Below are 24,947 nucleotides of genomic sequence, written 5' to 3'. Positions count from 1 at the left end.
TTTTACTATTTTGATGCAAAGGTAAAATAAGTATAGTACTTTTGCACCTTATTAGAAAAAAACATGCTGAATATACATAATCTTTCCGTTTCCTTTGGTGGAACGTATTTATTTGAAGAAGTTACTTTTAGAATGGGCGCTGGCGACAGAGTTGGTTTAGTAGGTAAAAATGGTGCAGGAAAATCAACCATGTTGAAAATTTTGGCTGGCGATTTTAAACCCGATTCTGGGCAAATTGCTACTGAAAAAGAAGTAAGAATTGGATTTTTACGACAAGATATCGATTTTGAAGCTGGAAGAACGGTTTTAGAAGAAGCGTATCAAGCGTTTACAGATATTAAAGAAGTAGAGAAAAAGCTAGAAGACATCAATCATCAATTAGTAACCAGAACCGATTACGAAAGTGAAGCCTATTCTCAAATTATCGAAGATTTATCAGATTATACGCATAGATTTGAACTTTTAGGTGGTTACAACTATGTAGGTGATACAGAAAAAATTTTATTAGGCTTAGGATTTAAACGAGAGGTTTTTAACAACCAAACAGAGACGTTTTCTGGAGGTTGGCGTATGCGTATTGAATTGGCAAAACTATTGCTTCAAGCCAACGATATTCTCTTATTAGATGAACCCACCAATCACTTGGATATAGAAAGTATTATTTGGTTGGAAAGTTTTTTACGAAATTATCCTGGAGTAGTAGTTATTGTATCGCATGATAAAATGTTTTTAGACAATGTTACCAATCGTACAATTGAAATTTCATTAGGAAAAGCGTATGATTTCAATAAACCGTATTCGCAATATTTAGAATTGCGTCATGAAATTCGTGAAAAACAATTGGCTACTCAAAAAAATCAAGCCAAGAAAATTGAAGAAACCGAAAAATTAATTGAAAAGTTTCGTGCGAAAGCTTCTAAAGCCTCAATGGCACAATCTTTAATTAAAAAATTAGACAAGGTAGAACGAATTGAAGTGGATGAAGACGACAATTCCGTGATGAATATTTCGTTTCCTGTTTCTAAAGTGCCTGGTAGAGTGGTTATCGAAGCCGAACACGTTACAAAAGCCTACGGAGATAATACGATTTTAAAAGACATATCACTTTTAGTAGAACGTGGCAGTAAAATTGCATTTGTAGGTCAGAATGGCCAAGGTAAATCGACTTTTATTAAAGCCATTGTAAACGAATTTGAATTTGAAGGCTCCATAAAATTAGGTCATAATGTTCAAGTGGGTTATTTTGCACAAAATCAGGCGGAATATTTAGATGGTGAAATTACATTATTGCAAACCATGGAAGATGCGGCAACGGATACCAATAGGGCAAAAGTTAGAGACATGTTGGGTTCTTTTTTGTTTCGTGGTGATGACGTAGAGAAAAAAGTAAAAGTGCTTTCTGGAGGCGAAAGAAATCGTTTGGCTTTATGTAAATTATTGTTGCAACCCATTAACGTTTTGGTAATGGATGAGCCCACAAATCACTTAGACATTAAATCGAAAAACGTTTTAAAAGCCGCACTTCAAAAATATGAAGGTACACTCCTACTCGTTTCTCACGATAGAGATTTTTTACAAGATATGTCTAATTTAGTGTATGAATTTAAAGACCAAAAAATTAAAGAATACTTAGGCGATATCAATTATTTCTTAGAACAACGCAATTTAGAAAACATGCGTGAAGTGGAAAAAAAGGATATTGATAGAAAAGAAGCTACTGTAAATCAAAATTCTAAAACTTCTTACGAAGACCAAAAGAAAAACAAATCGTTACAAAATAGATTATCTAAAATTGAAAGTCAAATTAAACAATTAGAAATTGACATTCAAAACGACGATAAAGAATTGGCTTCTAATTACGACAAACATGTAGAAAACGCTTCTTTTTTTACAGCATACAACAAGAAAAAAGCAGAATTGGATAAACTTCTTGAGGACTGGGAAATGGTTCAGGAAGAAATTGATAATTTATAAAAATATAACAAAAAAGAGTCCCGATTTCTCGAGACTCTTTTTTTATTTGTAATCATATATGATTTATTTCACTAAAGTCATTTCGTCTACAATGTGTTTTGCACCTGAGAAATTTTCAATTACCCAAAGTACATAACGAATGTCTACGTTAATTGTTCTTTGTAACTTTTGGTCAAAAATAACATCTCCAGCCATTGCTTCAATGTTTCCATCAAAAGCCAAACCGATTAATTCCCCTTTTCCGTTTAATACTGGAGAACCAGAATTTCCACCTGTAATATCATTGTCAGTTAAGAAACAAACGTGTAAAGAACCATCTTTATCTGCATAACGACCGTATTCTTTTTTAGCGCTCATGTCTAATACTTTTGTAGGCAAATCAAATTCTAAATCGCCTTTTTTGTATTTTTTAACTTGCCCTGCTAAAGTAGTGTAATTATTTATAGTAGCATCGTTTCTTTTATCGGCTGGTAAAGAACGAACTTTTCCATACGTTAAACGTAAAGTTGAATTCGCATCTGGATATAAAGTAGTACCAATTTTAGATTCTCTTAAACCTTCAACTAATAAACGGAAAGACGCACCAAAATCGTTTTGCGCTTTCATTAAGTCTTCGCTTCTTTTACCGATATGAGATGTTAAATCATTTGATAAAACATATAAAGGATCACTTGTTAAAGTTACATCAATAGGATTTGCTAAGTAAGCTTTAATTTTTTCAATTGAAGTAAAAATACTTGCATCAAAAGCTGAAGCTACATAATTTGCAAAATCACCATTATTTTCTTTTGCTAATTTTTCAACAGTTGGTGCTAAAGTATAACCTGCTTTTTTAGCGTATAAAGCTAACTGAGCCGCTAATATATCTTTTTCCGCAGGAATATGTAATTCCTTAAACATTTCATTTGCCATTTCTTCAATAGCTGGAGCCATTTCAGTACGTTTAGCCGCATCTGCTTTAGTATACATTTCTAATTGTCTTCCTAAAGATCTGCTTATTGTTCCAAAAGCAGACGTTCTGAATAACTGTTGTAAATAATTATCGTGACGCGATTTTTCATTCGTCATATCATAATATTTATTGATTGTAGCTACAACATTTCCGTATTTAGCTTGATTGGCTGGTTGATTTGCCCAAGTATTAAATTTAGCTTCTTGAGCTGCTTTAGATTTTGCAGTTCCAAATTTAGTTAACGCATCAATCATTCCTTGACGGTTTTTCCAGTAATTTGCAACTCCAGCAAATTTAGAAGCATACACTAAATTTAATGCATCAGATTGAACCATATATTTTTTCATATTGTCCATTCCTGTTTTTGAACCTTCTACCCAAGCTGGGTAAGCAAATTTTACATTTTGCTCAATTCCACCAGCTGGCATCCAACGGTTTGTACGACCTGGATACCCTAAAATCATAGCAAAATCGTTTTCTTTAACTCCACCTAAATTAACTGGTAAGTGATGTTTTGGTTGTAAAGGAACATTATTCGCAGAATATTCGGCAGGATTTCCGTTAGCATCTGCATAAATTCTAAACATAGAAAAATCAGCTGTATGACGAGGCCATTCCCAGTTGTCTGTATCTCCACCAAATTTTCCTAAGCTTTCTGGAGGCGTACCAACTAAACGAACATCTTTATAATCTTGATATACGAAATAGTAATATTCATTTCCTTGAAAAAATGGACGAACAGAAACGGTATACTTTCCCCCTTCATTGTTTTCTTTTTCAATTTTTGCAATTTCTTGATTGATTGCTTTTTCTCTTTCAGCCTCGCTCATTCCTGGAGTTACAACTGATAATATTCTTTTTGAACAATCATCCATACGCACAAAGAAACGCACAAATAAACTAGAAGGTTTTAATTCTTCTTTTCTGTTTGCTGCCCAATATCCTTCTTTTAGATAATTTTTTTCTGCTGAAGATAATTCCGCAATTGCATCATAACCACAGTGGTGATTGGTTAATACCAAACCATCTTTTGAGATTAATTCAGCTGTACAACCTCCGTTAAACTGCACAATAGCATCTTTTAAACTGTGGTTGTTAATGCTATAAATTTCTTGTGGGGTTAATTGCAATCCCATTTTTTGCATATCACGGTGATTTAAACGTTCAATGAACATTAAAAACCACATACCTTCATCTGCTTTAACGCTCATTGGCATCAGCATAATTCCAGCAACTAAGGATAAAATAATTTTTTTCATTTTAATTTTAGGTAAAGTTAATTAATATTAATAGTAGTCTATAAATTGAAAAAATGTTACAATTTTCTTACTATTTTAGTTTAAAAATATTTTTGTTGATCTTTTTAATATTTAATAAAAAACAGTTAAAAGTAAACTTCCAACTGTTTTTTAAAATATTATTTATTATAGAATTATTCTATAATTATTTTTTTAGTTATTTGAGCACCTTTACTCTGAATCGTAACAAAATACATACCACTCAAAGCATTATCTAATTCAATATTTTGAACTAAATCAGATGTTTGATTATATTCTGCATTAAATATTTCTCTTCCTAAGGCATCAATAATTATAACCGAATAATTATCTGTAACTTCAGCTAATTGAATTGAGAAAATACCTTTATTAGGATTTGGTGAGATAGAAAAATTATTTTTTACAAAATCGTTATTTGCTAAAGCATTCGTTTGCAACTGAGAAGATATTGTATTATACCATGCCATCATTCTTGTTGCTTGCCCAGCAGTAAACATATACATACAAACATCCTGAACATAATCCATATAGTTCATTGTTAATTGTGTTGTGCCGCAATTAGTGAAGACAGTACCTGGAGCACCACAATTAAAATAAGGTGTATCTGCAGATGGCGTGTCACAAACTCTATCACCAGAGGTTGCGCAATTTGCTCCATCGCATCCTTGAAAAGTATGATTTAAATTAAAAAAATGTCCTAACTCGTGGGTTAATGTTCTACCTAAGTTATATGGTGAAGTTGGTGCATATCCAGAACAACTTGAAGGTGTTCCAGTCATTGTTGCTCCAAAAGCATTATTATCAATAACTACTGTCATTCCTTGTGAAGGCGAACCTCCTAATGGAGAATACCCTAAAATTCCACCACTTATATTCCTTACAACTAAATTACAATAACCCGCCCAAGCAGAATCACTATCGGCATTAGACAAGAAATTTGTACCAAATGTTACAGCTAAAGTGCCGTTTGTCAATCCAGAACTTACAGGATGATTTTGAGTGGCAATTTCCCAAGAAACATCCATATTCCCTATGTTTACTCCTGGGTAAGAAGAACTAGCAGCTGACCAAAGTGAAATATCTGAATTTGTAGCATTATAATCTGCGTTTAAAATAGCCACTTGTTTTTGAGCCAACAATCTTAAACAACTTTTAACAGATTCAGTACTTGAATTTGCTACTGATGGATAATGAATTGCAACAGGAATTCTTATTGTTGTATTTGTGCTTAAAATGGAATTGCCGTTTTTAGTTTGTTGCGCATTAGTTAGTCTTTCTAATTCACTTTCAAATTGTTTTTGCAAATCTAAATATTGTTTTTTCATCTCTGGATTAGACAACATTTTTTCCATGTAGGCATCAGTTCCACATGTTCTTTGTTGACCAAAACTAAAAGAAACAACAAAAAGTAATAAAAGTAATTTTGTTTTCATTATGAATATATTAATATTAATTTTCAAAAATATAAAAAAAATTGAATAAAATGCTAATCATTCAACATTTTCCACAATTTATCCTTTAATTCAGTTAATCCTTTTTGGGCTACAGAAGAAATAAACATATATTCTAATCCTTTAAAATCTTTGTCTAATTGCTGTTTCATTTCTTTTTGTAATTCATCGTCTAACATATCACATTTAGAAATGACTAACAATCTGTCTTTATCTAACATTTCAGGGTTGTAACGTCTTAATTCGTCTAAAAGAATTTCGTATTCTTTCTTAATATCATCAGCATCAGCTGGAACTAAAAATAACAACGTAGAATTTCTTTCGATATGTCTTAAAAAATAATGTCCTAACCCTTTACCTTCGGCTGCACCTTCAATGATTCCAGGAATATCTGCAATTACAAAAGATTGAAAATCTCTGTAAGCTACAATTCCTAAATTGGGTTTTAAAGTAGTAAATGCATAATCTGCAATTTTTGGTTTTGCAGATGTTAAAACAGACAATAAAGTCGATTTTCCGGCATTTGGAAATCCTACTAAGCCTACATCGGCAAGAACTTTTAATTCTAAAATAACATCTACTTCCTCTCCTGGAATTCCAGGTTGTGCATAACGAGGTGTTTGATTTGTAGAACTTCTAAAATTCCAGTTACCTAAGCCTCCTTTTCCGCCACGAGCTAAAATTTTAGTTTCGCCGTCTTCTGTAATTTCAAATAAAATTTCGCCAGTTTCCTTGTCCTTAACAACTGTACCTAATGGAACTTCTATGAATTTATCTTCTCCATCATGTCCGGTACTTCTACTACTTCCTCCATCTCCACCATGACCTGATTTTACATGTCGTAAAAATTTTAAATGAAATAACGTCCATAAATTTTTACTCCCTTTAATAATTACATGACCTCCACGACCACCGTCTCCACCATCTGGACCGCCTTTTTCAATAAATTTTTCTCTGTGTAAGTGAGAAGAACCCTTCCCGCCTTTACCAGAAGCAACATATATTTTTACGTAGTCTACGAAATTTCCTTCAGTCATTTTCTTGTTTTTTAGCTCTCAGTTTTGAAACAAACTGAAACTATTCTATATTATTAACTTTTAATTTTTATGCAGACTAAAAACTGCGAATGTAAGTGTAGTTATTCTGAAATTGGTTTTATTAAAATTTTATCAATTTTTACGCCATCCATATCTATCACTTCAAATTCTAATTTGTTCCAAATAAGTTTTTCGCCTTGTTTTGGAATACTGCCTAATTCTGTTATAATCAATCCACTAACCGTTGTAACCTCATAATCATTAAGCATATCATCTAAATCGAAATACGTCATAAAATCGTGTAATGAATATTGCCCATCCACTAACCAAGTTCCGTCTTCTCTTGCGAGTAATTGATATTCTTCATCAGAAAAATCTGCTGCATCACCAACTAATGCCTCTAAAATATCATTTAAGGTAATAATTCCTTGAAAAACACCATATTCATCTGTAACTAATGCATAATGAATTTTAGACTTCTTAAAGTTTTCTAACGCTTTATACGCTGATGTATGTTCAATAAAATATACCGGGTCGATCATAATTTTCTGTAAATCGAAATCGCCTTTTTCAATATTTGCGAATAAATCTTTTAATAAAACTACCCCTATAACTTCATCCAAATTTTCATTACAAACAGGGTATACAGAATGCAACTCATCTAAAATTTTCGCTTTTAGTTCTTCATAACTCTCATCTAAAGCCAAATAAACAATGCTTTTTCTGTGCGTCATTAAAGAATTAACTTTTCTGTCACCAATATGAAATACGCGTTCCACAATATCTTGCTCAATTTCTTGCACTTCACCAACTTCTGTTCCTTCTTTGATAATGGCTTTGATTTCTTCTTCAGTAACCTTACCATCTGCGGTTGGTTTAATCTTAAATATTTTTAAAATAAAATCAGTAGAGGTAGTTAATAACCAAATAAATGGAGCAGTAACAATAGACATTACTTTCATTGGAACAGCTACAGACTTAGCAATGGCCTCTGGATAATTTAACCCAATTCTTTTAGGTAATAATTCACCGAATACTAAAGAGAAAAAAGTTAAAATAACAACAACAAATCCAACTGCTAAAGAATGTGCATAAGGAAAAGTTATAGAATAAATGGCGAAAAATGCTTCAACATCAGTTGTAATTTTATCACCAGAATAAATACCTGTTAAAATACCAATTAAGGTAATACCAATTTGTACCGTTGACAAAAATTTGTTTGGCGAATTGGCTAAATCCAAAGCTGTTTTTGCACTCGTATTGCCTTTTTTGGCAGCGGTTTCTAACCTATTTTTTCTTGCTGATATGAGTGCGATCTCTGACATGGAGAAAATTCCATTGAGCAGTATCAACAAGAATATTATGACTATTTCCAATTTTTATATAGTTGAATTAAATGCAATATACTTAAAATTTATCGATTATAGTACTTAATCGTTCTGTGATTTCTTCAATCGAACCAATTCCGTTTACAGCATAAAACTTTCCTTGCGCATCGTAATACGACATTAAAGGCGCTGTTTTTTCGTTATATTCTTGGTATCTGTTTCTGATTTTTTCTTCATCCTGATCGTCTGGTCTACCTGAAGTTTTACCTCTTTCTAACAAACGTTTTACTAAAATTTCATCGTCTGCTTCTAAAGCTATGGTTGCAGTAATTTCTTCATTTTTAGATGTTAAAAAAGCATCTAAAGCTTCTGCTTGTGCAATTGTTCTTGGAAAACCATCAAACAAAAACCCTTTTGATTGACTGTTTTTCTCTACTTCACTTTGTAACATCTGAATAGTTACTGAATCTGGCACTAAATCGCCATTATCCATATACGTTTTCGCTAAAAGACCTAATTCTGTTTCGTTTTTGATATTAAATCTAAAAATATCACCTGTAGATAAATGTGTTAGCGTATATTTTTCTTTTAAAAATTCTGCTTGCGTTCCTTTACCAGCTCCTGGTTTTCCGAATAAAACAATATTAATCATTGTGTTGTTAAAGTTAAAATAAACCACAAATTTACAAACTATTAAACATAAAAAAATCATTATTAAGTGTTTTTTTAAAAAATGATTATTTTTACAAGATGAATTTAGCTTTTTATAAACGTATAGAAGAAAGTACAGCACATCGATTAAATCGAGAATTTATTCGTGATTATGTACTTCAAAATCCTGAAAAATTGCAATATCTAATAGAAATTGCGCTGCACGAAAAAGACAAAATTCATATAAAAGCGTGTTGGTCATTAGAATTAATTTTCGAAATCAAACTGGAACTAATTCTTCCTTTTTTAGATGATTTTTTAGCAAAAATAGGACAGTTTAAAGATGATTCTGCTATTAGACCTATTTCTAAAATATGTATGTTTTTATCCAAATCTAAAACTATAAAACTTTCCGAAAACCAAGAAACAAAAATTATTGAAACCTGTTTAGATTGGCTTATTCAGGATAAAAAAGTTGCTACAAAAGCCTATTCTATGATAACTTTATACAATTTCGGGAAAAAACAGCCTTGGATTAATGAAGAGTTAAAAACCATACTTTCACAAGATTATTTTAAACATTCCGCTGCATATCAAGCTGCTGCTAAAGATATTTTACGAAAACTAAAATAGATGCTAATTGCGAAACAAATTCAAATTAGTATCTTTGCACAATCACAACAATAACAACTAATGAATTATTTTTCTTCAGATTTTAAATTAGGAATTTTAGGTGGCGGCCAATTAGGTAAAATGCTACTTACCGAAACCCGAAAATTCGACATTACTACACTTGTTTTAGACCCAAGTAATGAAGCGCCAGCGCAATTTGGTGCAAATAAATTTTTTACGGGAAGTTTGTTAGATTATGAAACCGTTTACCAATTTGGTAAAATGTGTGATGCCATAACTATTGAAATTGAAAATGTAAATTTAGACGCATTAGAAAAATTAGAAGAAGAAGGACATATTGTATATCCATCGCCAAAAACGTTGCGATTAATTCAGAATAAAGGAAAACAGAAAGATTTTTATGTTGAAAACAACATTCCAACATCAAAACACCAACGTTTTGTAGATTTAAATGATTTAAAAAAAGCATTAGAAAAAGACGAATTAGAATTTCCTTTCGTTTGGAAATGCGCTCAATTTGGATATGATGGAAATGGCGTAAAAATTTGTCGTTCTACAATGGATTTATTACATTTACCTGAAGTAGAATGCATTGCAGAAGAGATGGTGCCTTTTAAAAACGAATTAGCCGTTATTGTTGCCAGAAATGCAAATGGTGATGTAAAAACCTATCCAGTTGTGGAAATGGAATTTCATCCAGAAGCCAATCAGGTAGAATATGTAATTTGTCCAGCCCGAATTGATGAAAAAGTGGCACAATTAGCTATTGAAACAGCTTTACAAGTTTCGAAAGCATTTGATCACGTTGGATTATTAGCTGTAGAAATGTTTCAAACAGAATCAGATGATATTTTAGTGAATGAAGTAGCGCCAAGGCCTCATAATTCAGGACATCATACCATTGAAGCGAGTTATACATCGCAATTTGAAAACCACTTACGTTCCGTTTTAAATTTACCTTTAGGAAATACAGATAGTAAAGTTGCTGGAATTATGGTAAATTTGGTCGGTGAAGAAGGTTTTTCTGGACCCGTGATTTACGAAAACATTGAAAAAATAATGGCAATTGATGGCGTGACACCTCATATTTATGGTAAAAAAGAAACAAGACCATTCAGAAAAATGGGACATGTTACGATTGTTAATGAATATATGGCAGCAGCCAGAAAAATTGCCGAAGAAGTGAAAAATAGTATTAGAGTAATTAGTGGAATTTGTGTTAAATAAATATACTTATGAGTAAAGTAGCCATTATAATGGGAAGCATTTCGGATATGCCAGTGATGCAAGAAGCCATAGATATCTTAAAAGGATTTGATATTGAGACCGAAGTAGATATTGTTTCGGCACATAGAACACCAGAAAAGTTATTCGATTTTAGTCAAAATGCACACACTCGTGGTATTTCAGTTATTATAGCTGGAGCTGGAGGTGCAGCACATTTACCTGGAATGGTGGCTTCTATGAGTCCACTTCCCGTAATTGGAGTGCCTGTAAAATCTAGTAATTCTATTGATGGATGGGACTCTGTTTTATCTATACTACAAATGCCTGGCGGAGTTCCTGTGGCAACTGTAGCTTTAAACGGTGCAAAAAACGCTGGAATATTAGCCGCACAAATTATAGGTAGTTCAGATAAATGCGTATTAGATAAAATTATATTCTATAAAGAAAGTTTGAAAAATGCGGTAAATAAAGCAGCATCTGAATTGAAAAAATAAATTTAAAAAAAATCATTAAAAAACCCTGTCTTAGTTTTATACTCTGACAGGGTTAATAGTATAAATAACATGAAAATACTAACCTCATCATTTATTACCAAACACAATACGGCGCCTTTTTCTAAAATAAAATTAGAAGATTACAAACCGGCATTTATTGAAAATATCAGCAAAGCAAAAGCCGAAATTGATGCTATAATTACGAATCCTGAAACACCTACTTTTGAAAATACTATTGAAGCATTAGATTTTTCGGGTGAAAATTTAGATAGATTATCGTCTATTTTTTTTAATTTAAATGCTGCAGAAACTTCAGATGAAATGCAAAAAATCGCACAAGAAATTACTCCTTTACTTACAGAATTTGGAAACGACATAGCATTAAACGAAGATTTATTTAAAAAAGTAAAATCCGTTTATGAAAACAAAAACGGTATAAATTTAACAACAGAACAAGCTACATTATTAGAAAAAAAATACAAAGGTTTTACTCGAAATGGAGCGTTACTTTCTGAAGATAAAAAAACACGTTTACGAGAAATTGATACCGAATTGGCAGAATTACAATTGACTTTTGGTGAAAACACCTTAGCAGAAACCAATAATTTTGAATTACACCTTACTAATGAAGCGGATTTAAAAGGGTTGCCAGATGGCGCCAAAGAAGCCGCTGCCGATTTAGCCAAATCTAAAAATAAAACAGGTTGGATATTCACCTTAGATTTTCCAAGTTATATGCCATTTGTAACTTACATTGAAAAGAGAGAACTAAGAAAAGAAATGGCAATTGCGTTTGGTAAAAAAGCCTTTCAGAATAACGAATACAACAACGAAGAAATTACTAAAAAAATTGTAGCACTTCGTCATGAACGCGCTAATTTATTAGGATACAAAACGCATGCCCATTTTGTTTTAGAAGAACGAATGGCTCAAAACCCAACAAAAGTACTTTCTTTTTTACATGATATTTTAGAAAAAGCCAAACCAGCTGCTAAAAGAGAATTCGATCAATTAACTGCATTTGCAAAAGAATTAGACGGAATTGAACAATTAGAAAAATGGGATAGCGCTTATTATTCAGAAAAATTGAAACAAAAATTATTCAATTTAGATGATGAAGCTTTAAAACCGTATTTCAAATTAGAGAATGTTTTAAACGGAGCATTTACAATTGCAGAAAAACTTTTTGGAATCACCTTTAACGAAGTTTTTGACATTGACAAATACCATTCCGATGTGCAAACTTTCGAAGTTTTAGATGAAAATAAGAATTTAGTTGCGATTTTTTACACCGATTTCTTTCCAAGAAAAGGCAAAAGAAATGGTGCCTGGATGACCTCTTTTAAACCACAATATATAAAAGACGGAAATAACGAAAGACCTCACGTTTCTAATGTGTGTAATTTTACGCCACCGACAGCAACAAAACCTTCTTTATTAACATTTAATGAAGTGACAACTTTGTTCCATGAATTTGGACACGGATTGCATGGAATGTTAGCAAATACCACCTACCCTAGCCTTTCGGGAACTTCGGTATTTTGGGATTTTGTAGAATTGCCGTCTCAAGTAATGGAAAACTGGTGTTACGAACCTGAAGCGCTGGCTATATTTGCAAAACATTATGAAACGGGCGAAATTATTCCTCAAGCATATGTGGAAAAAATTAAAGAATCGGCAAGTTTCTTAGAAGGAATGGCAACTTTACGACAATTAAGTTTTGGCTTATTAGACATGGAATATCATGGAAAAAACCAACCGATTGAAAATGTAAAAGCGTTTGAAAAACAAGCTATGGACGACACGTCATTATTTCCAGATGTTGCAGAAAACTGCATGAGTGTTTCATTTTCTCATATTTTTCAAGGCGGCTATTCTTCTGGATATTACAGCTATAAATGGGCAGAAGTTTTAGATGCCGATGCGTTTGCTTATTTTCAAGAAAAAGGCATTTTCAATAAAGAAGTCGCAACCAAATTTAAAGAAAATGTTTTGTCAAAAGGTGGTACCGAGCATCCAATGACATTATATAAAAACTTTAGAGGTCAAGAACCAAATGCAGATGCATTGTTGAAAAGAGCGGGGTTGATTTAGTTAAAAATCAAAACCAGTATCCACCACAAAATAGGAATACTTTCTACCCAAAAACTGGTATAATATTTTGTGTTTTTAGTAGAAGAAAATCTAATAAATAGTCCAATTACTATTGCAATTACAATATCTAAAATTTCATATTGTAATTGCAAACTAAGAATGCAAAAACAAATTAAAAACAAGTAACCTAAATATTTAGTTTTTTTTACACCAAATTTTTGAGGAATCGTTTGCAAGGTTATTGCATCATGTTTCGAGTCATAAATTTCAAAAGGAATTAACAACGCGCAAATCAGAAAAAATAATTTCACTTGTAAAATCGTATCGAAAAAAAACAACATTTTTGTATCTAACGTTGGAATGTAACACACCACAAACGTGACACAAAAACTCACAACGGCTATTTTAAATAACCAATATTTTCGTAAAAACGGATAAAATAAGACCAAAAAAAAGATTTGTAAAAATGCGATTTGAAAACTAAACTTTAATTGAAAAAAACAAAATACAAAAGTCAAAAATGCAACTGTTGTAATTCCTAAAACAGATTTATTTTTGTGTATTGAAAACTTAGTGGATTTCCAAAATTCGTAATATTTTAAAACCGAATAACCCAAAACACTTCCAGAAAAAATAGCTAATTCTAAAAACACGTTAGAAGAAATGTTTAACGAAAGTTCTACTACTTTTACAAAGGAGAAAATGGCAAAAGCAACATGTAAACTACTTTTGATGTATAAATCGAAAATTTGTTTTAAAACTAACATTCAACAAAAATAATCAAAGTGTTAATAACAAGCTATTTTAGTTGATAAAAATCACAAAAATTCAACTAAAAAGCAATTAATTTTAGCAGATTAATAATTACTTTTGTACTCAAATTTAAACACAACCTATTTTTATATATAAATGAAAACAGATGCCTTTGCTTTAAGACACATTGGAACAGGTGAAAACGACCTAAACCATATGTTAAAAACTATTGGAGTAGATTCAGTAGATCAATTAATTTACGAAACTATTCCTACAGATATTCGTTTAAAAAACGAACTAAATCTGGAAAAACCTATGACCGAATATGAGTACTTAAATCATATACAAGAATTAGGTAAAAAGAATAAAGTTTTCAAATCATATATTGGATTAGGTTACAACCCAGCTATTGTTCCTGCGGTAATTCAAAGAAACGTTTTTGAAAACCCGGGTTGGTACACTGCTTACACGCCTTACCAAGCAGAAATTGCTCAAGGACGTTTGGAAGCTATTTTAAATTACCAAACTACCGTAATTGAACTTACTGGAATGGAAATTGCAAATGCTTCTTTATTAGATGAAGGAACAGCTGCAGCTGAAGCAATGACTTTATTGTTCGATGTTAGAACCCGTGATCAAAAGAAAAATAATGTTTGTAAATTCTTTGTTTCAGAAGAAATTTTACCACAAACATTATCTGTTTTACAAACGCGTTCTACGCCACTAAATATAGAGTTGGTAATTGGAAATCATGAAACATTTGATTTTTCATCAGACTTTTTTGGAGCTATCCTTCAATATCCTGGAAAATTCGGACAAGTTCATGATTATACTGCATTTATTGCAAAAGCAACAGAAAATGAAATTAAAGTAGCTGTTGCTGCAGATATTTTATCTTTAGCAAAATTAACACCTCCAGGAGAAATGGGTGCTTCAGTAGTGGTAGGAACTTCACAACGTTTCGGAATTCCAATGGGTTACGGTGGGCCTCATGCAGCTTTCTTCGCAACAAAAGACGAATACAAACGCTCGATGCCAGGAAGAATTATTGGTGTTTCTATTGATGTAAACGGAAATCGTGCCTTACGTATGGCGTTAGGAACACGTGAGCAACATATTAAACGTGAAAAAGCAACTTCAAATATCTGTACCGCTCAAGTATTATTGGCTGTTATGGCTGGAATGTATGCGGTTTATCACGGACCTAAAGGGTTGAGATATATTGCAAACAAAGTACATAATTCAGCTAACACTACTGTTGAAGCTTTAAACAAATTAGGTGTTTACCAAACCAACTCGGCTTATTTTGATACTATAAATGTAAAAGCAGACGCAGCAAAAGTAAAAGCTATTGCAGAAAGACATGAAGTAAATTTCTTCTATATTGATTCTGATACGATTTCTATTTCATTTAATGAAACTACTTCTATTTCTGATATCAATCAGATTGTAGCTATTTTCGCTGAAGCCAAAGAAAAAACATTTGAACCTATTACTGAATTAGTAGAGACTACTATTATATCAGAAAATTTAATAAGAAAATCAACTTTCTTACAACATGATGTTTTTAATAACAATCATTCGGAAAGTCAGTTGATGCGTTATATAAAAAAATTAGAACGTAAAGATTTAGCATTAAATCACTCGATGATTTCACTTGGTTCTTGTACCATGAAATTAAATGCAGCAGCAGAAATGTTGCCTTTATCGATGGCAAATTGGAATAATATACATCCATTCGCACCACTTGATCAAGTTGAGGGCTATTTAACCATGCTTAAAAAACTGGAAAAGCAATTAAATGTGGTAACTGGATTTACTGGGACTACATTACAACCTAATTCTGGTGCGCAAGGCGAATATGCAGGTTTAATGACCATTCGTGCATATCATTTATCTCGCGGAGATAAACACAGAACGGTTTGTTTAATTCCATCATCGGCACACGGTACAAATCCTGCTTCAGCAGCAATGGCTGGAATGGATATTATTGTAACAAAAACTACTCCTGAAGGAAATATTGACGTTGATGATTTAAGAGAAAAAGCTATTTTACATTCAGCTAACTTGGCTGCTTTGATGGTAACTTATCCTTCTACTCACGGTGTTTTTGAAAGTTCAATTATTGAAATTACAAACCTAATTCATGAAAATGGCGGTTTAGTATATATGGATGGTGCTAATATGAATGCGCAAGTTGGATTAACCAATCCAGCTGCTATTGGCGCAGATGTTTGTCACTTAAACTTACACAAAACGTTTGCTATCCCTCATGGTGGTGGCGGACCTGGCGTTGGACCAATTTGTGTAAACGATAAATTAGTGCCGTTTTTACCATCTAACCCAATTGTAAAAGTGGGTGGCGACCAAGCCATTACAGCTATTTCAGCCGCGCCGTATGGGTCTGCTTTGGTTTGCTTAATTTCTTATGGGTACATTTGTATGTTAGGTGCTGAAGGACTAACAAATGCAACAAAACACGCTATATTGAATGCGAATTATATGAAAGCTCGTTTAGAGTCACATTATCCAATTTTATATTCTGGAGAAATGGGAAGAGCGGCTCATGAAATGATTTTAGATTGTCGTGCATTTGAAGATAATGGTATAAAAGTTACTGATATTGCGAAACGTTTAATGGATTACGGCTTCCACGCACCTACAGTTTCTTTCCCAGTTGCAGGAACATTAATGATTGAACCAACAGAATCTGAAGATTTAGCCGAATTAGATCGTTTTTGTGATGCTATGATTACTATTCGTAAAGAAATTAATGCGTCTTCAAAAGATGACACTCAAAATATTTTAAAAAATGCACCCCATACGTTAGCTATGGTTACTTCAGACGAATGGGTGTTTCCTTATACAAGAGAAGTTGCAGCATTCCCATTAGAATATATTGCTGAAAATAAATTTTGGCCTAGTGTTCGAAGAGTAGATGAAGCGTATGGCGATAGAAACTTAGTTTGTTCATGTGCGCCAATAGAAGCGTATATGTAAAAAACAAATCACAATAGTTTAAATCCCAAATTCCAATTAGGAGTTTGGGATTTTTTAATTACTTATTTAAACTGAAAATAAAATTTCAATAATTTCTGAAATTAACAAAAAAAAGTAAATTTTTTAACAAATTCGTAATAATTACTTAATTTACAAATTGTTATCGCTTTTTTGAATTTCAATTTAGTATTTTAGTATAAAATTAGTTTCAAATTGTAATTAGAAATAAATAAAATACAGATTTATGTATTTTGAAACTATAATAAATTTTAAACAATGACAATAAAAATAACAGGTTCTGGAAGTTATATTCCAACAGAAACAGTAACAAATAACGATTTTTCTTCTCATGTTTTTTTAAATGAAGACGGTACTTCGTTTCCATTATCAAATGACGTAATTACTGAAAAATTTTATGGTATTACAGGAATTGAAGAACGTAAATATGCGCACACAGGTTTTCAAACTTCCGATATGGCAACAATAGCCGCAAAAAGAGCTATAGAAAACGCGAATATTGATCCTGAAACTTTAGACTATATAATTTTTGCTCATAATTTTGGAGATGTAAAAAAAGGCGCCATTCAAGGAGATATGTTGCCAAGTTTGGCTTCAAAAACAAAACATAATTTAGGCATTAAAAACCCTAAATGCGTGGCATACGATGTGCTTTTTGGATGTCCTGGCTGGGTTGAGGGTATGATTCAAGCTACAGCATTTATTAAAGCAGGAATGGCAAAAAAATGCCTTATTATAGGAGCAGAAACGCTTTCTCGAGTAGTTGATCCGCATGATAGAGATTCCATGATTTATTCAGATGGCGCAGGCGCTACAATACTTGAAGCAAGTGATGAAAATGGAGGTGTTTTAGCGCATGAATCGGCATCTTTCACATACGAAGAAGCAAATTATTTGTTTTTTGGAAATTCCTTTAATAAAGAACACGACCCAAATGTGAGATATATAAAAATGCATGGTCGAAAAATATATGAATTTGCCTTGAACAACGTGCCAAAAGCTATGGCTGCATGTTTGGATGCGAGTGGTATTAAAATTGATCAAATTAAAAAAATACTAATTCATCAAGCCAATGAAAAAATGGATGAAGCCATCATTCAAAGGTTTTACAAACTTTACAATCAAACTCCACCTGAAGGCATTATGCCAATGACCATTCATAAATTAGGTAATTCTAGTGTAGCAACCGTACCTACATTATATGATGCTTTGCTTAAAGGTGAGATTGAAAATCAAGAAATTCACAAAGGCGATATCATTTTATTTGCATCGGTTGGAGCCGGAATGAATATTAATGCCATCGTATATCAATTATAATATTTTTTAAATTTATTGATAAATGTTTCGTGTTTATCGTTAATTTTGCATTTATAAATTACTATCAAGCTTATATTAATGTACGAAAAAACATATCCTAGTAAACGATTCAATATTACTTTAGAATTTTTAAAAAAACATATTTCAACGTCTGAAACTATTTTTGATTTAGGTGTTCCAAATCCCTTTTCAAAAATTATGGTAGAAAATAAGTATACCGTTATCAATACAAAAGGAGAAGATTTAGATACCAATCAAATTGCTTTACGCGAAGAAAATTACGATGTATTTACAGGATTTGAAATTTTCGAACATTTATTGAATCCGTATACCATTTTAGAAAATGTAAAATGCGATAAAATTCTTATTTCTATTCCCTTACGCTTATGGTTTTCATCGGCATACCGAAGTAAAACAGACAAATGGGACAGACATTATCACGAATTTGAAGATTGGCAATTGGACTGGTTATTAGAAAAAACAGGGTTTAAAATAATTGAAAGTGTGAAATTTACACATCCTGTTAAAAAAATTGGTTTTCGTCCGTTATTGAGATGGTTTACTCCGAGATATTATTTAGTTTACGCGGAGAGAAATTCCAAAATTTAAATCCAAAATCCCAAATTTTAGAATTTTTCAAATTTGAATTTGCAATATGAAATACTACATTATCATTCCTGCATATAACGAAGAAGCTTTTATGGCTTTAACCTTACAATCTTTGGTAACGCAGACCGTTTTGCCATCGAAAATTATTGTAGTAAATGATAATTCATCAGATAAAACTGCAGAAATTGTAACTTCATTTTCCGAAAAATTTCCATTTATTACTTTGGTAAATAAAAAGTCAGATGCGATTCATCTTCCAGGAAGCAAAGTAATTCAAGCGTTTCAAGAAGGCGAAAAACATATTGATGACGAATACGAAATTATTGTAAAAGTGGATGCGGATTTAATTTTTCCAAATAATTACTTCGAATCAATAATAAAACATTTTCAATCTGATGCAACAATTGGAATGGTTGGTGGTTTCTGCTATATTGAAAAAAATGGGGATTGGGTTTTAGAAAACTTAACCGACAAAGACCATATTAGAGGAGCTTTAAAAGCATATAGAAAAGAAACATATAAGAAAATAGGAGGCCTAAAACCAGCTATGGGTTGGGATACTGTAGATGAATTATTATGTAAATTTTACAATTGGAAAGTCGTTACCGATGAAAGTTTATACGTAAAACACCTAAAACCAACTGGAGCCAGTTATACTAAAGCCGCAAGATATAAGCAAGGTGAGGCCTTTTACAGTTTAGGTTATGGATTTATTATAACCGCAGTTGCCTCTTTAAAGTTAGCTTCCAGAAAAGAAAAACCTTTTTTATTTGTCGACTATATAATGGGTTTTTGGAAAGCAAAATCATCTGGAAAACCTTTATTTGTTTCTCCAGAACAAGCCAAATGGATTAGAAAATACAGATGGAAAAAAATGAAAGAAAAGTTGTTTTAAACTTTTAAAGTAAAATTAAAATAGTATTTTTACTAAATACAATAACATATAAATCGTACCTTAATAAATGATGCTCATCAGATATTTATCGCAAATTGGTCGTTATTTCATCATGCTGAAGGAGGTGTTTAATCGTCCAGTAAAATGGTCTATGATGAAACAACTTATCCTAAAAGAAATAGACGATTTAATTATTGATTCTTTGGGAATTGTCTGTTTTATTTCATTTTTCGTAGGCGGCGTTGTAGCCATTCAAACAGCATTGAACTTAACCAATCCACTGATCCCAAAATATTTAATCGGTTTCGCTACACGTCAATCAATTGTTTTGGAATTTGCACCTACTTTTATTTCTATAATTATGGCTGGTAAAATGGGTTCGTTTATTACCTCAAGTATTGGTTCTATGCGTGTTACGGAACAAATAGAAGCTTTAGAAGTGATGGGTGTAAACGCGCTAAATTATTTAGTTTTTCCAAAAATGATAGCCGCATTATTGTATCCTTTCGTAATTGGAATTGCTATGTTTTTAGGAATTTTTGGGGGTTATTTAGCAGGTGTTTATGGCGATTTTACCTCAAGTACAGATTTTATTATAGGACTTCAAAAAGAATTTATCCCTTTTCATATTGCTTATGCGTTTATTAAAACTTTAATGTTTGCCTTTTTGTTAGCTACTATTCCTTCTTTTCACGGCTTTTATATGAAAGGTGGCGCTTTAGAAGTGGGTAAAGCCAGCACCGTTTCATTTGTTTGGACCTCTGTGGTAATTATTTTAATGAACTATATTTTAACTCAATTACTTTTAAGCTAATGATTGAAGTACATAACATTAAAAAAAGTTTTGGTGATCAAATGATTCTTAAAGGAATTAGCACAAGCTTTGAAGCTGGAAAAACTAGTTTGGTCATTGGTCAGAGTGGCTCTGGAAAAACAGTTTTTATAAAATCTTTATTAGGCGTTCACGATATTGATAGCGGACACATTTCGTTCGACAATAGAGTTTATAAAGATTTAAATAAAGATGAAAAACGTGATATTCGTACAGAGATTGGTATGGTATTTCAAGGAGGCGCTTTGTTTGACAGCATGACCGTTGAAGAAAATGTTGGATTTCCATTAAAAATGTTTACTAATAAATCAGCATCAGAAATTAAAGAACGAGTTAATTTTGTTATTGATAGAGTTAATTTGGTCAATGCCAACCATAAAAAACCATCTGAAATTTCTGGAGGAATGCAAAAACGCGTAGCAATAGCAAGAGCAATTGTAAATAATCCAAAATATTTATTTTGTGACGAACCAAATTCGGGTTTAGACCCGAAAACAGCGATTGTAATAGATAATTTAATTCAAGAAATTACAAAAGAATATAATATCACAACCGTGATTAATACGCACGATATGAATTCTGTAATGGAAATTGGAGAAAAAATTGTGTTTCTAAAAAACGGTTTATTAGAATGGGAAGGTTCTAACAAAGAAATTTTTAAAACCGATAATGCCGCTGTAACCGACTTTGTATATTCGAGTGAATTATTTAAACGGGTTAGAAAAATGTATTTGGATGACGATGTATAATTAGCCAATTTGGCAATTTTCAATTCGAAAATCATTCATTTACAACAGAAAAATTAAAAGCAGCAAAATCTTCCCAAAAAGTAGGATACGATTTTGAAACTACCTCAGCATTTTCAATAATAATTGGCACTTTTAAAGCTAAAGGAGCAAAAGACATAGCCATTCTGTGATCTTGATAGGTAGAAATCCTAACGTTAGGATGAATATTTTCTGATTGTTCCAGAGTTAATGAAACGTTTGTAACAGAAATTGCTGCTCCCAATTTGGTTAATTCTATTTTTAAAGCTTCAAGTCGGTCTGTTTCTTTAATTTTCAACGTGTGCAAACCCGTTAAATGACAACTTACACCTAATCCAAAACAAGTTACTGCAATAGTTTGTGCAATGTCTGGTGACGATTGAAGATTAAAATTGAATGATTTTTGAAATTTAGTATTGACTTTTGAAACTGTTATTGAATTGTTGTCATTGAAAACCGTTTCTACTCCAAAATTTTTATATAATTCTACTAAAGCAAAATCGCCTTGCAAACTATTTTCTTTAAAGCTCGATAAGGTAATTTGTGTGCCAATTTCAGAAAGTGCAATAATTGAAAACCAATAAGACGCTGAAGACCAATCGGATTCAATTATGAATTGTGAATTGTGAATTGCGGATTTTGGCTTTACAATAATTTTATTTTCAATAAATGATGTTTCTATACCCATTTCATTTAATAACGCTAATGTCATATTAATATAAGGAACCGATGTAATTTCTCCTTCCAAAATTAATTCCAGTCCGTTTTCTAGTTTTGGCGCAATTAACATCAAGGCAGAAATATACTGACTACTTACGTTTGCCGAAAGTGAAACTTTACTTTTTGTAAGTTTTTTTCCTTTGATTTTTAATGGTGGAAATCCTACTTTTTCAAGATACGAAATCTCCGCTCCTAGTTCATTTAATGCATCAACTAATATCTGAATTGGTCTTTCTTTCATCCTAGAAGAACCTGTAAGATGAACATCAAAACCTTCTTGAATAGCAAAATAAGCGGTTAAAAACCGCATGGCCGTTCCGGCGTGATGAACGTCTATTTTTAGGTATTGGGTTTTGGGTTTTAGGTGTTTGGCATTTAAAGCTTTTATCATTACTTCCGAATCATCGGAATTAGATGTGTTTTCTAAAAGTAAATTTGGGTATAAAGCTTGTAACAATAACAAACGATTGGTTTCCGACTTGGAACCCGTTATTTTCAAAATTGAATTTTGAAATTTGAAATTTGAAATTTGAAATTTGAAATTCACAATTACTTTAATTTCTCATTATTTTGATGACGGTCGTGGTCTCTATTGGTTTTTAAGTCGAGTTTTTTATCAAAAGCGTCTTGCAAATTAATTCCTGTTTGATTGGCTAAACATAAAACCACAAATACTACATCTGCCAATTCTTCACCTAAATCTTTATTTTTATCCGATTCTTTTTCGGATTGTTCGCCATATCTTCTTGCTATAATTCGGGCTACTTCTCCTACTTCTTCTGTAAGTTGTGCCATATTGGTTAATTCGTTAAAATAACGAACACCGTGGTTTTTTATCCAATTATCAACGTCAAGTTGTGCGTTTTGTATGTCCATTTACTTCTTTTTTTTGTGATTTTGATACATATTAAACAAAGCCAACATAAGTCCGAAACTACATGCTGTTAGTACGGTTTTTTCGATAGTTAAATCGTTTAAAAAAAAGAGCAATACGCCAAAAATTGTACTATGAAGTATAAATTTAGCAATAAACTCTATAATTATGTTTTTCATATGTAGGATTTATTGTTTTTTTAGTATAATTTTTTCATTCATTTTTAAATATACTTGATTATAAAATGCTTTTAAATCTTCATAATAGTCAGCTAGAATAAAAGTCTCATTTTTATTAAAATTGCAAACAATCTGTATTTTATTAGCCACTTTACCTGCTAAAAATTTAAAATTAGCAATATTATCAACCATTGAAATACTTATATTACTTGGAATTGATTCTATTTCAAATCCATCTGGAATTGTAAATGTGAAAGTAAAAGAGTCATTTGTTGGGAAAATAAAATCAATAGGGTAGGTTCTGTTTTCAGACTTAAATGGGTTTTCTTCTAAAGCAAAAAATAACAAAGGTTTAAAATATAATTTTCCATCAATAGTTTCAACTTGATTTGAATGAACAAAATCATATTCTTCCTTAATATCTTCTTCTAAATTTTCTTTATTAAATAAATTGTATTCTTGAATTTCCAATCCGGGATTATTTTTTTCTTTTTTTTCTATATAAGAATCTTTTGATATGCTTAAATTTTCGTTTCTGAATAAATATGCATTTGTAGCACTATTAATATCTTTTATGTTACCTTCAATTTTACCATCTTTATTTACTATTGCATTACATAAAATCATGTTTTTTGATATTGTTTTTGATGCTAAATCTACTTCTGCTGAACTACCTGATTTTCTGATTATTCTACCTAAATAATTTCTACATCTCATTGGTAAAATATTGAAAGTAGCATATTTTTCAGTTGCATCTAAGAAAATAATTTTATTTTCAACTTCTACTCCACAAATTACATAATTATATGCTGTTCTGCTTGGAAATAAATTTATTGCTTTATCTCTAGTTGATAAAAGTATTGGATTGGCATTAAAACCAGCAGATCTTAGCATAGAAATTAAAATAAAATTAATTTCAGCCACATTTCCTACCTTATCTTGATATGCTTTTTTAACACCTTTATTGGTATATATTCCAACAAAATCATCCCATTTAATATGATTTTTAACAAATTCATAAATTTTATTAATTTTAGAATTTTCGTTTTCAAACTTTTCTGATAAAATAATTTTTAAATCATCTTGAAAATAATTGTCTTTGTCTAATTCTTTACCAAATGATTCATTATCATAGATAGTTTTAGAAACATTTTCCCAAGATTGTGAATATTGTTTTAAATCGGAATTAGCGAATTGTGTTGATGATAGTTCAAATTCAATACTGGTTAAATAATTTAAATATGTATTCGAAAAAGGTTCCTTTTTAAATGCAGGTAAATTCTCAACAAAAAAACGTGTTTCTGTCTCGTTAAAATTAAAACTAGCAATTTGACCACCATTTGAAGATTCATATTGACCTTTCCCAACAGTATAAGTAATTGTTCTTGGCTTATTTTTTTCTGATCGTTCAATTTTTTCAAATCCTCTTGAGTATATATTATAGTTGTAATACTCTGGGATAACTGTAACAAATTCTGAATAATTTACAGGAATTGTAGATTGAAATTTCCATACATCTAATTTAGAAATAAATGGAGATTTAATAACATATTTATATTCTATTATTGAACCTTCTTTTACATTTGGCATAGTGATTTTTTTTGTAGCCCAAAATTCATTGTTTTTCTCTTGAAACTCTCCATCTTTAGATAATTTAGATTTAACAATTTTACCATCTACTAGGTTATAAGTTATACCTTTTGAGAAAAAAACAGTCTCTGAATCAGAACCAATACTATACATTATACTTTTTGTAGCCCAATCATAACCTTCTTTTTTGTAAATTTTAATTTTTACTTCTACTTCTGTTTCAACACTAAATCCTTTATTAGAATTATAGTAAAACAAGGTTTTGCCCTTTTCAA

The 24,947-nt window shown here is 31.4% G+C and carries 20 protein-coding genes; 11 read left to right on the top strand and 9 right to left on the bottom strand.

Annotated elements, in window-relative coordinates; translation table 11 throughout:
- The first annotated feature begins 63 nt into the window (after positions 1-63).
- A complete protein-coding gene (locus ACIQZ1_RS04545) occupies positions 64-1,974 on the top strand; it encodes an ABC-F family ATP-binding cassette domain-containing protein (RefSeq protein WP_396159459.1) in 1,911 nt (636 codons plus the stop codon).
- Positions 1,975-2,037: 63 nt separating this feature from the next.
- Here ACIQZ1_RS04545 and ACIQZ1_RS04540 read toward each other — a convergent pair whose 3' ends face one another.
- The 5 genes from ACIQZ1_RS04540 to ACIQZ1_RS04520 all read right to left on the bottom strand — a co-directional run bounded on the left by ACIQZ1_RS04540 (position 2,038) and on the right by ACIQZ1_RS04520 (position 8,671).
- Positions 2,038-4,185, bottom strand: a complete 2,148-nt coding sequence (locus ACIQZ1_RS04540) for a S46 family peptidase (protein ID WP_396159457.1) — start codon at positions 4,183-4,185, stop codon at positions 2,038-2,040.
- A gap of 173 nt (positions 4,186-4,358) precedes the next feature.
- Positions 4,359-5,636: a zinc-dependent metalloprotease gene (locus tag ACIQZ1_RS04535; RefSeq protein ID WP_396159455.1), complete on the bottom strand. Its 1,278-nt coding sequence runs from the start codon at positions 5,634-5,636 to the stop codon at positions 4,359-4,361.
- A 53-nt stretch (positions 5,637-5,689) separates the two neighbouring features.
- A complete protein-coding gene (gene obgE / locus ACIQZ1_RS04530; protein ID WP_396159453.1) occupies positions 5,690-6,691 on the bottom strand; it encodes a GTPase ObgE in 1,002 nt (333 codons plus the stop codon).
- 101 nt (positions 6,692-6,792) lie between these two features.
- Positions 6,793-8,067, bottom strand: a complete 1,275-nt coding sequence (locus ACIQZ1_RS04525; protein WP_396159451.1) for a hemolysin family protein — start codon at positions 8,065-8,067, stop codon at positions 6,793-6,795.
- 31 nt (positions 8,068-8,098) lie between these two features.
- The gene (locus tag ACIQZ1_RS04520; protein WP_396159449.1) at positions 8,099-8,671 is read right to left on the bottom strand and encodes an adenylate kinase; all 573 of its coding nucleotides are present in this window, start codon (positions 8,669-8,671) and stop codon (positions 8,099-8,101) included.
- Positions 8,672-8,769: 98 nt separating this feature from the next.
- Here ACIQZ1_RS04520 and ACIQZ1_RS04515 point away from each other — a divergent pair, with 98 nt between their 5' ends.
- The 4 genes from ACIQZ1_RS04515 to ACIQZ1_RS04500 all read left to right on the top strand — a co-directional run bounded on the left by ACIQZ1_RS04515 (position 8,770) and on the right by ACIQZ1_RS04500 (position 13,118).
- On the top strand, positions 8,770-9,303 hold the full coding sequence (locus tag ACIQZ1_RS04515; protein WP_396159447.1) for a hypothetical protein: 534 nt from the start codon (positions 8,770-8,772) through the stop codon (positions 9,301-9,303).
- Positions 9,304-9,363: 60 nt separating this feature from the next.
- A complete protein-coding gene (locus tag ACIQZ1_RS04510) occupies positions 9,364-10,530 on the top strand; it encodes a 5-(carboxyamino)imidazole ribonucleotide synthase (RefSeq protein ID WP_396159445.1) in 1,167 nt (388 codons plus the stop codon).
- Positions 10,531-10,538: 8 nt separating this feature from the next.
- Positions 10,539-11,024: a 5-(carboxyamino)imidazole ribonucleotide mutase gene (purE, locus tag ACIQZ1_RS04505; RefSeq protein WP_396159443.1), complete on the top strand. Its 486-nt coding sequence runs from the start codon at positions 10,539-10,541 to the stop codon at positions 11,022-11,024.
- Positions 11,025-11,093: 69 nt separating this feature from the next.
- Complete coding sequence (locus ACIQZ1_RS04500; RefSeq protein ID WP_396159441.1) at positions 11,094-13,118, top strand: M3 family metallopeptidase; 2,025 nt, start codon at positions 11,094-11,096, stop codon at positions 13,116-13,118.
- On the opposite strand, the gene ACIQZ1_RS04495 is transcribed toward ACIQZ1_RS04500, so the two are convergent.
- Positions 13,115-13,885, bottom strand: coding sequence for a hypothetical protein (locus ACIQZ1_RS04495; RefSeq protein WP_396159439.1), 771 nt, complete (start codon positions 13,883-13,885; stop codon positions 13,115-13,117). The genes ACIQZ1_RS04500 and ACIQZ1_RS04495 overlap by 4 nt on opposite strands.
- A gap of 142 nt (positions 13,886-14,027) precedes the next feature.
- Here ACIQZ1_RS04495 and gcvP point away from each other — a divergent pair, with 142 nt between their 5' ends.
- From gcvP to ACIQZ1_RS04465, 6 genes are all read left to right on the top strand, one after another.
- The gene (gene gcvP, locus ACIQZ1_RS04490; protein ID WP_396159437.1) at positions 14,028-16,871 is read left to right on the top strand and encodes an aminomethyl-transferring glycine dehydrogenase; all 2,844 of its coding nucleotides are present in this window, start codon (positions 14,028-14,030) and stop codon (positions 16,869-16,871) included.
- A 276-nt stretch (positions 16,872-17,147) separates the two neighbouring features.
- Entirely contained in the window at positions 17,148-18,206 is a 1,059-nt protein-coding gene (locus ACIQZ1_RS04485) for a 3-oxoacyl-ACP synthase III family protein (protein ID WP_396159435.1), read from the top strand.
- A 78-nt stretch (positions 18,207-18,284) separates the two neighbouring features.
- Positions 18,285-18,815, top strand: a complete 531-nt coding sequence (locus ACIQZ1_RS04480; RefSeq protein ID WP_396159433.1) for a methyltransferase — start codon at positions 18,285-18,287, stop codon at positions 18,813-18,815.
- Positions 18,816-18,861: 46 nt separating this feature from the next.
- The gene (locus ACIQZ1_RS04475) at positions 18,862-19,710 is read left to right on the top strand and encodes a glycosyltransferase (RefSeq protein WP_396159431.1); all 849 of its coding nucleotides are present in this window, start codon (positions 18,862-18,864) and stop codon (positions 19,708-19,710) included.
- A 67-nt stretch (positions 19,711-19,777) separates the two neighbouring features.
- The gene (locus ACIQZ1_RS04470) at positions 19,778-20,524 is read left to right on the top strand and encodes an MlaE family ABC transporter permease (protein ID WP_396159429.1); all 747 of its coding nucleotides are present in this window, start codon (positions 19,778-19,780) and stop codon (positions 20,522-20,524) included.
- Complete coding sequence (locus ACIQZ1_RS04465) at positions 20,524-21,291, top strand: ABC transporter ATP-binding protein (protein WP_396159427.1); 768 nt, start codon at positions 20,524-20,526, stop codon at positions 21,289-21,291. The genes ACIQZ1_RS04470 and ACIQZ1_RS04465 overlap by 1 nt, the downstream gene beginning before the upstream one ends.
- Before the next feature lie 31 nt (positions 21,292-21,322).
- Here ACIQZ1_RS04465 and aroA read toward each other — a convergent pair whose 3' ends face one another.
- From aroA to ACIQZ1_RS04450, 3 genes are all read right to left on the bottom strand, one after another.
- Positions 21,323-22,576 carry a 3-phosphoshikimate 1-carboxyvinyltransferase gene (aroA, locus tag ACIQZ1_RS04460; protein ID WP_396159425.1) on the bottom strand — a complete coding sequence of 418 codons (1,254 nt, stop codon included), beginning with the start codon at positions 22,574-22,576 and terminating at the stop codon, positions 21,323-21,325.
- 2 nt (positions 22,577-22,578) lie between these two features.
- Positions 22,579-22,905: a nucleotide pyrophosphohydrolase gene (locus tag ACIQZ1_RS04455; RefSeq protein ID WP_353076667.1), complete on the bottom strand. Its 327-nt coding sequence runs from the start codon at positions 22,903-22,905 to the stop codon at positions 22,579-22,581.
- 186 nt (positions 22,906-23,091) lie between these two features.
- On the bottom strand, positions 23,092-24,947 hold a 1,856-nt coding region (locus ACIQZ1_RS04450), incomplete at its 5' end, for a DUF3857 domain-containing protein (protein ID WP_396159423.1).

The organism is Flavobacterium sp. (assembly GCF_044341185.1).
In the GTDB taxonomy this organism is placed as follows: domain Bacteria; phylum Bacteroidota; class Bacteroidia; order Flavobacteriales; family Flavobacteriaceae; genus Flavobacterium.
Note: the sequence above shows the minus strand (reverse complement) of the source record. Positions and strands in the feature narration are given on the sequence as shown.